The organism is Streptomyces sp. NPDC127038 (genome assembly GCF_042725875.1).
In the GTDB taxonomy this organism is placed as follows: Bacteria; Actinomycetota; Actinomycetes; order Streptomycetales; family Streptomycetaceae; genus Streptomyces.
This window is the reverse complement of the sequence record NZ_JBHXDQ010000133.1, coordinates 1-6,540: the sequence shown is the minus strand read 5'-3', so window position 1 is coordinate 6,540 and position 6,540 is coordinate 1. Positions and strand designations below refer to the sequence as shown.

General features: G+C 70.7%; 6 protein-coding genes and 1 tRNA gene. 1 reads left to right on the top strand and 6 read right to left on the bottom strand.

Annotated features, from left to right (window positions below; translation table 11 throughout):
- Positions 1–68 precede the first annotated feature (68 nt).
- The 6 genes from ACFWI4_RS41020 to ACFWI4_RS40995 all read right to left on the bottom strand — a co-directional run bounded on the left by ACFWI4_RS41020 (position 69) and on the right by ACFWI4_RS40995 (position 4,881).
- Positions 69–566 carry a hypothetical protein gene (locus ACFWI4_RS41020; protein WP_387206809.1) on the bottom strand — a complete coding sequence of 166 codons (498 nt, stop codon included), beginning with the start codon at positions 564–566 and terminating at the stop codon, positions 69–71.
- Between the two features lie 103 nt (positions 567–669).
- Positions 670–1,266, bottom strand: a complete 597-nt coding sequence (pth, locus tag ACFWI4_RS41015; protein ID WP_387206807.1) for an aminoacyl-tRNA hydrolase — start codon at positions 1,264–1,266, stop codon at positions 670–672.
- A gap of 88 nt (positions 1,267–1,354) precedes the next feature.
- A complete protein-coding gene (locus tag ACFWI4_RS41010) occupies positions 1,355–1,948 on the bottom strand; it encodes a 50S ribosomal protein L25/general stress protein Ctc (RefSeq protein WP_339129824.1) in 594 nt (197 codons plus the stop codon).
- Between the two features lie 184 nt (positions 1,949–2,132).
- Entirely contained in the window at positions 2,133–3,110 is a 978-nt protein-coding gene (locus ACFWI4_RS41005) for a ribose-phosphate diphosphokinase (protein WP_339129823.1), read from the bottom strand.
- 131 nt (positions 3,111–3,241) lie between these two features.
- Positions 3,242–4,690 (bottom strand): bifunctional UDP-N-acetylglucosamine diphosphorylase/glucosamine-1-phosphate N-acetyltransferase GlmU, encoded by a 1,449-nt coding sequence (gene glmU / locus ACFWI4_RS41000; protein WP_387206805.1) that lies wholly within the window; start codon positions 4,688–4,690, stop codon positions 3,242–3,244.
- 119 nt (positions 4,691–4,809) lie between these two features.
- Positions 4,810–4,881, bottom strand: a tRNA-Gln gene (locus ACFWI4_RS40995).
- Positions 4,882–5,140: 259 nt separating this feature from the next.
- On the opposite strand from ACFWI4_RS40995, the gene ACFWI4_RS40990 reads away from it, so the two are divergent.
- Positions 5,141–6,451 (top strand): sensor histidine kinase, encoded by a 1,311-nt coding sequence (locus tag ACFWI4_RS40990; RefSeq protein ID WP_387206803.1) that lies wholly within the window; start codon positions 5,141–5,143, stop codon positions 6,449–6,451.
- Positions 6,452–6,540 lie beyond the last annotated feature (89 nt).

Here is a 6,540-nt window from a genome sequence, read left to right as displayed (position 1 = left end):
CCGTACGAGCGCGCGGGGCGCCTTCGTGCGTCCGAGGGGCCCGTGTGTGCCCCGGGCGCCCGGGGCCCCTAGATGACCAGGAACGTCGCCGTCAGCAGGGCCAGGCCCGCGCCCGCCATCATCCAGGCGACCCGGGCCAGCCGCAGGCCGCCCGCGACCACCACCGAGGCGAGCAGCAGCGCGCCGGCGAGCGGGATCCAGGCGTAGAGCAGTCCCGCGGGGCCGCTGCGGACGACCTCGTCGCTGCCGGGCTTGACCGTCACCGAGTACGTCCGGCCCTTCTCCACCGCGGGCGACTGGTCGATGACGACCCGGGCCCGCGCCCGTGAACCGGGCGACACCGGCGTGTAGGGCCCGGCGCAGACGTCACCCGAGCACGACCGCACGGCGATCGTGCCCTGCTCCCTGCCCTTGCTCAGCATCACGTGCTGCGCGGTGCCCCAGGAGGCCCAGACACCCGCGATCAGGATGAGCCCGGTGACCAGGCCCATCGCCGCGAGCTGTCCGAGACGCAGCGCCGCGGTCGCGCTCTGACGAGAGGTGACGGCACGCATGGCGGGGATCATTGGCCATGGCCGAGCGCTCGGTCAACCCCGGCGGGGGACAAGTCGGCAGTTGTACGGGTACGTCGACCGCCCGGCGGCCCCGTGCGGCCCGCCGGGCCGTTCCTCAGGAGTTGTACGTGCTCTGGGCCCGCTCCAGGCCCTCGATCACCAGGGACTCCACCGCGTCCGCCGCCCGGTCCACGAAGTAGTCGAGTTCCTTGCGCTCGGCGGACCCGAAGTCCTTCAGCACGAAGTCCGCGACCTGCATACGGCCCGGAGGACGCCCGATGCCGAACCGCACCCGGTGATAGTCCGCGCCCATCGCCTTGGTCATGGACTTGAGGCCGTTGTGGCCGTTGTCGCCGCCGCCCAGCTTGAGCCGCAGCACGCCGTAGTCGATGTCGAGCTCGTCGTGGACGGCCACGATGTTGGCCGTGGGCACCTTGTAGAAGTCCCGCAGCGCCGTCACCGGGCCACCCGACAGGTTCATGTACGACATCGGCTTGGCCAGGATCACCCGGCGGTTCGCCGGCCCCGGCGGCCCGATCCGGCCCTCGATCACCTGGGCCTGCGCCTTGCCCGCACGCTTGAACTTCCCGCCGATCCGCTCCGCCAGCAGATCGGCCACCATGAAGCCCACGTTGTGCCGGTTCATGGCGTACTCGGGGCCCGGGTTGCCGAGGCCCGCGATCAGCCAGGGCGCGTTGGCGTCGGTCGTCACGTCCGTGTCTCCCTCGTGTCCGTGATACGCGGCAGCCGCCGCTCCCGGGAAGGAGCGGCGGCTGACACAGCTGAAGATTCCGGGAGGATCAGGCCTCGGCGGCCGCGTCGCCCTCGGCGTCGCCCTCGGCGGCCGGCTCCTCGGCCTGCGCCGACAGGACCTGGATGACGACCGCGTCCTCGTCGATCGCCAGCGTGGTGCCCTTGGGGAGCTTGATGTCCTTGGCGTGGATGGAGGCGCCGGCCTCCAGGCCCTCGATGGAGACGGTGACCGACTCCGGGATGTGGGTGGCCTCGGCCTCGACCGTCAGGGTGTTCAGCACGTTCTCGACGAGGAAGCTGCCCGGGGCCAGCTCGCCCTCGGTCTGCACGAAGACCTCGACGGTGACCTTCTCGCCGCGCTTCACGAGGAGCAGGTCGACGTGCTCCAGGAAGCCCTTGATGGCGTCGCGCTGGACGGCCTTCGGGATCGCGAGCTCGGTCTTGCCGTCCAGGTCGAGGGAGAGCAGGACGTTCGGCGTACGCAGCGCGAGCAGCAGGTCGTGGCCCGGCAGCGTGATGTGGACCGGCTCGGTGCCGTGACCGTAGACGACGCCGGGGACCCTGCCCTCGCGGCGGACGCGGCGGGCGGCACCCTTGCCGAACTCGGTGCGGGACTCGGCGGCGAGCTTGACCTCGGACATGTTCACTCCTCGTAGAACTGGGGAAGAAGGTCACCCGGCCAAACCATCGGCCTGCTACGAAGAGCGCGTCGATAACGGACCGCCGCACACAAAAGTGCGGCCTCCCTCGCCGAGCAACTGTGACAGCTTACGGGGCGGGGAGGCCGTACAAGAAATCGATCTAGGCGACCGGCTGGGCCGTGGCCTACTGCTCCTCGAACAGGCTCGTCACCGAACCGTCCAGGAAGACCTCGCGCACCGCGTCCGCGATGGTCGGCGCGATCGAGAGCACCGTGATCTTGTCGAGCTCCAGCTCGCCGGGCGTCGGCAGGGTGTCCGTGAAGATGAACTCGCTGACCTTGGAGTTCTTCAGACGGTCGGCCGCCGGGCCGGAGAGGACACCGTGCGTGGCCGTCACGATGACGTCCTCGGCGCCGTGCGCGAACAGCGCGTCGGCGGCGGCGCAGATGGTGCCGCCGGTGTCGATCATGTCGTCGACGAGCACGCAGACGCGGCCCTTCACGTCACCGACCACCTCGTGGACGGTGACCTGGTTGGCGACGTCCTTGTCGCGGCGCTTGTGCACGATGGCCAGCGGCGCGTCCAGGCGGTCGCACCAGCGGTCGGCGACCCGCACCCGGCCGGCGTCGGGGGAGACGACGGTGAGCTTGGAACGGTCGACCTTGGCGCCCACGTAGTCGGCGAGGATCGGCAGCGCGAACAGGTGGTCCACCGGGCCGTCGAAGAAGCCCTGGATCTGGTCCGTGTGCAGATCGACGGTGAGGATGCGGTCCGCACCGGCCGTCTTCATCAGGTCCGCGACCAGGCGCGCCGAGATCGGTTCACGTCCACGGTGCTTCTTGTCCTGACGGGCGTAACCGTAGAACGGCACGATCACGGTGATGCTCCGGGCGGAGGCCCGCTTCAGAGCGTCGATCATGATCAGCTGTTCCATGATCCACTTGTTGATGGGAGCCGTGTGGCTCTGCATCAGGAAGCAGTCGGCGCCGCGGGCGGACTCCTGGTAGCGGATGTAGATCTCGCCGTTCGCGAAGTCGAAGGCCTTCGTCGGGACGACCCCGACACCCAGCTTGTGGGCGACCTCCTCGGCAAGCTCGGGGTGGGCGCGGCCGGAGAAGAACATCATCTTCTTCTCGCCGGTCGTCGTCTTGGTCCCGGTCACAGCACTGTCTCCTCAGAGGTCATCTCAGTGGGCGTGAGAGGCCTTCTCAGCTGGATTGTGAGAGGGCTTCTCAGCAGGGGTGCGGGTCTGCACTTATCACGGTACGCCGTCCCGGACGTGCCGTTTTCCGGTCAGCTTTCGTCTTGCGGTTCCCGGGCGGCGGTCTCCGCGGCCTTCGCCGCGGCGCTCCCGGGACGCTTGCGGGCCACCCAGCCCTCGATATTCCGCTGCTGGCCACGGGCCACGGCCAGCGAACCGGGCGGGACGTCCTTGGTGATGACCGAGCCCGCCGCGGTGTACGCGCCGTCCCCGACCGTGACAGGAGCCACAAACATGTTGTCCGAACCCGTACGGCAGTGGGAGCCGATCGTCGTGTGGTGCTTGTCCTGCCCGTCGTAGTTCACGAACACACTCGCGGCACCGATGTTCGAGTACTCGCCGATCGTGGCGTCCCCCACGTACGACAGGTGCGGGATCTTCGTCCCCTCGCCGATCGTCGCGTTCTTCGTCTCGACGTACGTGCCGACCTTGGCCTTCAGGCCGATCCGCGTGCCCGGACGCAGATAGGCGAACGGACCCACCTTCGCCTCGGGGCCCACCTCGGCGGTGTCGGCCACCGTGTTGTCGACACGGGCGCCGGCGCCCACCCGGGTGTCCTTCAGTCGGCAGTTGGGCCCGACCTCGGCGCCCTCGGCGACGTGCGTGGCGCCCTGGAGCTGCGTGCCGGGGAGCAGGATCGCGTCCTGCTCGAACGTGACCGTCACGTCGACCCAGGTCGTGGCGGGGTCGACGACGCTGACGCCGGCCAGCATCGCCCGCGTGAGCAGCCGGTCGTTGAGGATGCGGCGGGCCTCGGCGAGCTGGACGCGGTTGTTGATGCCGGCGATCTCGGGGTGGTCGGCGGCGACGGCCGCGCCCACACGGTGCCCGGCCTCGCGCAGGATCCCGAGCACGTCCGTGAGGTACTCCTCGCCCTGGCTGTTGTCCGTGCGCACCTTGCCGAGCGCGTCGGCGAGCAGTTGGCCGTCGAAGGCGAAGACACCGGAGTTGATCTCGCGGATCGCGCGCTGCGAGTCGCTCGCGTCCTTGTGCTCGACGATCGCGGTGACCGCGCCGCTGGCGCCGTCGCGCACGATGCGGCCGTAGCCGGTGGCGTCGGGGACCTCGGCGGTCAGGACGGTGACGGCGTTGCCGTCGGCGCTGTGGGTCGAGGCCAGTGCGAGCAGGGTCTCGCCGCTGAGCAGGGGGGTGTCGCCGCAGACCACGACGACCGTGCCGTCCACACCGCCGCCGAGCTCCTCGAGCGCCATCCGTACCGCGTGCCCGGTGCCGTTCTGTTCGGCCTGTACCGCCGTACGGACGCCCGGGTCGATCTCGGCGAGGTGTCCGACGACCTTCTCGCGGGCGTGGCCCACGACGACGACGAGGTTCTCGGGGTCCAACTCGCGCGCGGCGGCGAGCACATGGCCGACGAGCGAGCGTCCGCAGATGTCGTGCAGAACCTTGGGTGTGGCCGATTTCATACGGGTGCCCTCACCCGCTGCGAGGACGACGACGGCTGCCGGGCGGATGGCGCTCACGGGGTTTGCCCTTCGGCTGTGGATGGCTGGGGTGTGGACATCCGCAGGATACCGGGGCGAAACAGGAGCGCTGTGGGAGAGGGTCCTGGCCGCGCTGTCGGGCGCAGGATCGACGGAGGCTCCCCCGCCAGGACTCGAACCCGGACAAATGGCACCAAAAGCCACGGTGCTGCCAATTACACCACGGGGGAATGAACCCGATCGAACCGGACAATTGGTCGGCTCATCGAGTCGGCACCCAACACTATGCCGTACCGGATGCCCTCCGTGCGACGGTACAACTCGGCGCCTCCCGCGCGGCAGATGACCGCGTCCTCCGGTCGGGCGTCGCGGGGGCCGGCGGCGTTCCCGGGACCGCTGATTCCCGGGCTCGTTCCGGGCGGGGTGTGGTCTGGGCCAGTCGGAGAAACTCACCGGAAATGGTCCGGGGCGCAACCGTACGCTGGAGCCATGACCACGACGGGGGAAGAGCACACCGCGGCCGGGACCGGGCCGTGGTGGTGGGTCGGATGGCGCGGTGCCGTGCTGGACACGGGGCTCGCTCTGGTGTCGGCGTTCGAGTGCGGTGGCGAGGGGGTCCGCTTCGCGCACGACGCGGGACTGCCCGCACCGGTGGGGGTCGTGTTCGGGGCGGCCTCCGGGTCCGTGCTCCTGCTGCGGCGGAAGTGGCCGATCGCGGTCGTGCTGGTGTCCATCGCGATCACGCCCGCCCAGATGGGGTTCCTGATGGGGCTCGTCGGGCTCTACACGCTCGCCGCGTCCGAGCTGCCGCGGCGCATCACCGCGGCGCTGGCCGGGATGTCGTTCGCCGGCATGCTCATCGTCACCTTCGTCCGGGCGCACCAGAGCGTGGTGCGCGGCGAGGTGCCGATGGGGAACTGGCTGGTCCCGTTCGCCTCCATCACGACGGCGATCGGGATGACCGCGCCGCCCGTGCTCCTCGGTCTGTACATGGGGGCCAGGCGGCGGCTCATGGAGAGCCTGCGGGAGCGGGCGGACTCCCTGGAGCGGGAGCTGCAACTGCTCGCCGAGCGGGCCGAGGAGCGGGCCGAGTGGGCGCGGAACGAGGAGCGCACCCGGATCGCCCGGGAGATGCACGACGTGGTCGCGCACCGGGTCTCCCTGATGGTCGTGCACGCGGCGGCGCTCCAGGCGGTGGCCCGGAAGGACCCCGAGAAGGCCGTGAAGAACGCCGCCCTGGTGGGGGACATGGGACGGCAGGCGCTCACCGAGCTGCGGGAGATGCTCGGGGTGCTGCGTACGGGGGACGGTCTCGACCGGCGGGTGCCGGCGGTGCCGCTGGCGGCGGTGGGGGCCGCGGCGGCGGCAGCGGCCTCGCGGGCGGCGGGCGACTCCGGGGGCGGTGAGGGGCCGAGTCTCGCCGAGATCGACGAGCTGATCGGGCAGTCGGCGGCGGCCGGGATGGTCGTGGCACTGTCGGTCGAGGGGGACCTGCGCGCGTACGCCCGGGAGATCGAGCAGACCGCCTACCGGGTGGTGCAGGAGGCGCTGACGAACGTCCACAAGCACGCGGCGGGCGCCAAGACGTACGTGCGGCTGGCGCATCGGGCGTCCGAGATCGCGATGCAGGTGGAGAACGAGTGTCCGCCGGAGCTGGGGGGCGGGTCGTCCGTGGGGCTGCCCAGCGGGGGGAACGGGCTGCTGGGGATGAAGGAGCGGGTGGCCGCCCTCGGGGGTGTGTTCGTGTCGGGGCCGACGGATGCGGGTGGGTTCCGGGTGTCGGCGGTGATCCCGGCATAGCCCTCCGGGCGGGGGGCGGGGTCGGTTCGGTGGGTGGGTCGGGGCCGTGCCGGTGCATCAGGCCGTCGCCGTTGGGTGCGGTGTGTTCG